The following is a 5,102-nucleotide window of genomic DNA, read 5'->3' as shown; positions in this document are numbered from 1 at the left end:
GGAACAACTCTTTGCGGGTTTGTTTGCGCTTACCGGCGTACTCGGCGTCGGCGAAGGTCATCTGCTTCATCGGGAAACTCGGTGGGTGGGGTCGCGGTATTTTGCCAAATCAGAAAGTCTTTTTCAGAGTTTCCCTAGGCTGACAAGCCAAGCGCTGGATCGCAACCATCCATCACCTTATCCAGCTAGATCTGCCTCCTCCAATAAGTGCCGCACAAATCCCGGCGGGTGCAGATTTCCGGGAGGTTTGCGCCAGATCAGTTGGAGACGCTTTTCAAGCCCCGGGATGGGAAGAGCTACCAGCGCGCCACTGCGAACTTCGTCTTGTACTGCGGAAGCCATCACCAACGACACGCCGAGTCCCGCCCTCACTGCTTGTTTGACTGCCTCGGTGCTGCCTAGCTGCATACCGCTGCGAGGCACGCCCAGTTCGCCAAAGTATTCGGTCAGAAGCCGTCCGGTACCGCTACCCGGTTCACCTCCCAGCATCGGCAGGTCCACCAGACGATCACGTTCTATGCACCCTGCTTCAGCCAGCGCATGGTCGGGGCTGACGATAAGCACCAGCGGCTCGACCCGCCAGAGGCGGTGTTCGAAGTCGGGGTGAGGTAGCCACCATTCCATGATCGCGGCGTCGAGCTGGCCCGCCAGTAGCTGGTCGGCCACATCCGGGTTGGCGGCGATGCGCAGATCCACCTCGCCCCTCTCATTTGCGGTCGTCAGATAGTTGCGCACGAATGGCTGGAGAAGGTAGGTGCCGATGTTGGAGCTGGCCCCGACGCGCTCACGATTGCCATGCAGGGCTTCTAGCGCCCGGGCGTGCATGTCGAGCAAGGCGGTCGCATGCGGCATGAAGGCCAGCGCCCGTGTGGTAGGCTGGCAGCCGCTACGACTGCGCTGCACCAGCGTTACGCCGACCTGCTCTTCAAGCTTCTGCAAGTGCTGCGACACCGTCGGCTGGGCCAGCCCCAACGCCCTCGCCGCGCTCTGAAAACTGCCTGTTTGAACGATCGCTACCAGGCTCTTCAGCCAGACCGGATTCAACATGCGGCAGGCTCGGCCTTGGGCAGACGGTTCGCAGCGTTGATTGGGCGCGCACCTGCCAATACCTGGATGATGTTCTGCGCTGCACAACGTTCAATCTCCAGGCGCACCGCGCGCACTGCCGACCCTATGTGCGGAGTGAACAGCGTATTCGGATGCGCGAGCAGCGCAGGATCGATCAGCCGCGGCCGGTCCGCGCGAGCCCAGTCTTCCATTTCGAATACATCCGCCGCATACCCGCCGAGCTGGCCTCGCTCAAGCGCCGCGAGCACGGCGGCTTCATCCACTACCGAACCACGACAGGGGTTTACAAGCAGAGCGCCCGGCCGTACGAGGGCAAGCAGCTCGGCGTTGACCAGATGCTGGGTATCGGCATTCAAGGGAAGCGCCAGCAGGATGAAGTCCGAGCTGGCGAAGAGTTCGCTGCACGCCACCTGGCGCAGGCCGAGCCGTTGCTCGGTTTGTGTATCCAGAGCCTTCGCCTCGTGGTACTGCAGGGTCGCGCCCCATCCCTGCAAGCGATCAGCCATGGCCAGTCCGATGGCGCCCATGCCAAGGATGCCGACCGTAGCGTTATCCAGCCCCGTGCCGTAGAACTGTGGTTGCCAGCCCTGGAACTCGCCAGAGCGGACGAACGCATCTGCTGCCCGCAGATGCCGCCCCAGCCCCACCGCCAGTCCGATCGCCAGCTCGGCAGTCGGGACCGTCAACAGATCAGGCACGAAGGTCAGCCAGACCCCGCGGGCAGTACAGGCGTCCACATCGAAATTGTCGAAGCCCTTGAGCGCGCAGCCGACTACACGCAGCTCAGGGCAGGCTTGAAGAAAGTCTGCATCGACCCGATCGGGCATGAACGCCATCATCGCCTGAGCATCGCGGCAGCGGCGCAGAATTTCCTCGCGCGTCAGCGTGCTGTCGGTCTGGTTGGTCATCAGCTCGCAATGTGGCGCCAGCAGTTGCAGGATCTCATCGTGTACTCGGTGAGTTATAACGAGTTTCGGCAGCATGGTTTGTCCTATTTGAAACGTTTGCGCAGCACGCCACTGAAGGCGTCTACTAGCGTGACCATGGCCAGGATGACCAGCAGGATTGCTGCAACCTCCTGGTACTGCATGATGCGCAGCGAGCCCATGAGTTCGAAGCCGATACCGCCGGCGCCAACCATGCCCATCACGGTGGAGGCGCGAAAGTTGTATTCCCAGCGGTAGATCGCCACGTCGGCGAACTGCGGCGTCACCTGTGGCAAAACCGCGTGCAGCAGCACTTGCATCGGCGTAGCCCCCGCCGCCCGAGCGGCTTCCACCGGCGCTTCGTCGACGTGCTCGATGGCCTCGGCGAAGAACTTGCCGACCATGCCGACCGAATGCAGACCCAGGGCAAGCACGCCCGGCAAGGCGCCGAACCCTACGGCTGCAACGAAGATGATGCCCATGATCAGCTCCGGCACCGACCGCAGGGCATTGAGCAGCACCCGGGCAACACCGAACACAAGGGGGTGCGGCGCCGTATTGCGCGCTGCAACGAAGGCCACCACCAGCGAGAACACCACTGCGATGGCCGTACCGGCGATGCTCATCGCCAAGGTGTCGATCAAGGGGCGAATCCAGCTTCGATAGCCCGAAAAGTCTGGCGGCATGGCCTCGCCTGCCAGGGTCGCGATGGAGGGCAGCCCGTTCAGCAGCGTGGTGGCATCGAGCAGCCCCACGTACCAGCAGGCCAACAGCACCACTCCGAATACAATCGCCACCTGCCCCAGCTGGCGCCACCAACCGAGGCCGAAGCCTCGAAGGATGTGCTCGCGTTGCTCTGCAGGCAGCGCCTGCACGTCGTAATGAGTAGACATATCGGTGCTCACATCGTGGCGAAGTCGAGGCCGAGCAGCGATCCCATGTTGCGGATCACATCGTAGTCGGCGTCGGTGATTGGCGCGAAGGCCTCGGCCTTGAAGTTGCGCAGCACTTCGGGATCGTCGATACCGACGAATACATCCCGCACCTTGGTTTTCAGCTCGGGGCTCAGGTTCGAGCGCATCGCCCAGGGGTACTGGGGGTATTCGCCGCTGTAACCAAGTACTTTCACCTTGCTCGGATCGATTAGGCCACGTTCGGCTACGTGATTGAAAATTACCTCCGACAGCCCACCCGCATCGGCGTTGCCGTTCGCCACGTTGACGGCAACGGCGTCATGCGTGCCCACAAAATGTTGTTCGTAGTCCTGCCCACCCGTCAAATCGGCCGTCTCAAGAAGCACGGTTTTGGGAATCAAATGGCTGGACGTCGATGCCCGGTCACCATAGGCCATCTTCTTGCCCTTAAGGTCGGCATACTCATTCACGCCTGACGCCACATTGGCGATAATCACCGAGCGATAGGTCGGCTTGCCGTCGATGACCATGGCAGCGAAGGGCTCGATGTCGCTTTTGCTTTTGGCCATGACGTAGGACAGCGGACCGAAATACGCCAGGTCGATACGGCCAAAGCGCATCGCCTCAATCATCGAGGAATAGTCGGTGGTTACGATCAGCTGCACCTTCTTGTCCAGATGCTCTTCCAGATAATCCTTCAGCGGCTGGTTACGCTTGATCAGCTCGGAGGCGTTTTCGTCCGGCAGCAGGGCAACCTTTAGCACATCCGGATCGGCATCGGCCGCTAGGGCGGACAAACTTGAAACAGCGGACAGCAAGCAAGTCAATAAGAGCGCGGATAAGCGTTTCATCGGGACATCTCCAGTGAAGGTTCGAGCATGACAGGTGGTTCAGCCGGAGCATTCGCTGGCTGAGTCGTAGAGCGGCCTGCATAGATGCGCTCAAGCTGCGCATCGGTGAGTTCCGAGGGCGCGGCATCGAAAACGATCTGAGAATCGGCCAGCCCGACGACGCGATCGGCGAAGCGGCGGGCATATTCGAGTTGATGCAGCGAAACGATGGCGGTGATGCCGTCTTCCTTGCAGATGTCGCGCAGCAATCCGAGAACACGGACCGAAGTGGCCGGGTCGAGACTGGCTACCGGCTCATCGGCCAGAATGATCGCCGGCTGTTGCGCTAGCGCACGCGCGATGCCTACCCGCTGCTGCTGGCCACCGGACAGTTTGTCCACCCGGCTTAGCGCCTTGTCTGCCAGACCGACCCGAGCGAGGCAACTGAGCGCAATCTCCTGATCGGCACGCGGCAGAGGAAACAGCGAGCGGAGCGTGTTGTGAAAGGCCAGCCGACCGGTAAGCACATTAGCCAGTGCGCTTTGACGTTCGATTAGCTGGTGGTGCTGAAAGATCATGGCGGTACGCCGACGATGCTGACGCAAGGCCGAGCCGCTGCCGAGTTCACCGAGTTCGCTGGTGACACTGCCGCCAGTGGGCGTGACGAGTCGATTGAGACTACGGAGCAAGGTCGACTTGCCTGCGCCCGAGAGACCAAGCAGCACGGTGAACTCACCACGCCGAAATGCAATCGAGGTATCGCGTAGGGCTGTCACGCCGCCTGGATAGACGACGCTCAACCGGTCGACCCGCAGCACGGCGTCCTGTATCGGATGGGGCGTCATTTGATCACCTTTCGCAATATTGCTGGCCGCACAATTGCGGTTCGCGATGCAAAGGGTAGAAATTCCTTGTTACCGCACTGCTTCTAAAGGATGACATTTCGATGAATACTTCGAATCTGCCGTAGCGGGGCGGCAAGCGAAGCCGTGGAAGAACGGGCGCAACGTAGCGTCTTTCTTCACGCGGGATACAGGAGGCTTTGATTGATACTGCTGCGGATTCGCTACAGTAACGTTGGGCCAGAACGTAATGCCATCCAAGCAAGAGAGCGCACACTAGCGGACTATAGGAGACATTCTATTCTTGCCCGTCGATTGACCTAGGCCGTTATGTGGCTGGTCGAAACCTTCAGGTGCCGCCCAACTAGACGTCTGTTGTCGCGCCCAGCTTAATGCTAGGGAAACTCTGAAGAAGACTTCCAGATTTTGGCAAAATACCCGGATTCCACCCACCGAGTTTCCCGATGAAGCAGATGACCTTCGCCGACGCCGAGTACGCCGGTAAGCGCAAACAAACCCGCA

At 60.6% G+C, this 5,102-nt stretch carries 5 protein-coding genes; all 5 read right to left on the bottom strand.

Features of this window, described 5'->3' with window-relative positions; genetic code table 11:
• Positions 1-177: 177 nt before the first annotated feature.
• Genes FHL16_RS33525 through phnC form a run of 5 tightly spaced genes read right to left on the bottom strand, consistent with a single transcriptional unit; the run spans position 178 to position 4,583 of the window.
• Entirely contained in the window at positions 178-1,047 is an 870-nt protein-coding gene (locus FHL16_RS33525) for a LysR family transcriptional regulator (RefSeq protein WP_010466239.1), read from the bottom strand.
• Positions 1,041-2,051, bottom strand: a complete 1,011-nt coding sequence (gene ptxD, locus FHL16_RS33520; RefSeq protein WP_003118429.1) for a phosphonate dehydrogenase PtxD — start codon at positions 2,049-2,051, stop codon at positions 1,041-1,043. Before ptxD ends, FHL16_RS33525 begins: the two co-directional genes overlap by 7 nt.
• A gap of 8 nt (positions 2,052-2,059) precedes the next feature.
• Complete coding sequence (phnE, locus tag FHL16_RS33515; protein WP_010466252.1) at positions 2,060-2,887, bottom strand: phosphonate ABC transporter, permease protein PhnE; 828 nt, start codon at positions 2,885-2,887, stop codon at positions 2,060-2,062.
• An 8-nt stretch (positions 2,888-2,895) separates the two neighbouring features.
• A complete protein-coding gene (phnD, locus tag FHL16_RS33510) occupies positions 2,896-3,759 on the bottom strand; it encodes a phosphate/phosphite/phosphonate ABC transporter substrate-binding protein (protein WP_010466255.1) in 864 nt (287 codons plus the stop codon).
• Positions 3,756-4,583 (bottom strand): phosphonate ABC transporter ATP-binding protein, encoded by an 828-nt coding sequence (gene phnC, locus FHL16_RS33505; RefSeq protein ID WP_003118432.1) that lies wholly within the window; start codon positions 4,581-4,583, stop codon positions 3,756-3,758. Before phnC ends, phnD begins: the two co-directional genes overlap by 4 nt.
• Positions 4,584-5,102: the final 519 nt, after the last annotated feature.

Origin of the sequence: Pseudomonas sp. FSL W5-0299 (genome assembly GCF_005930655.1) — a bacterium.
GTDB lineage: Bacteria > Pseudomonadota > Gammaproteobacteria > Pseudomonadales > Pseudomonadaceae > Aquipseudomonas > Aquipseudomonas mandelii.
Note: the sequence above shows the minus strand (reverse complement) of the source record. Positions and strands in the feature narration are given on the sequence as shown.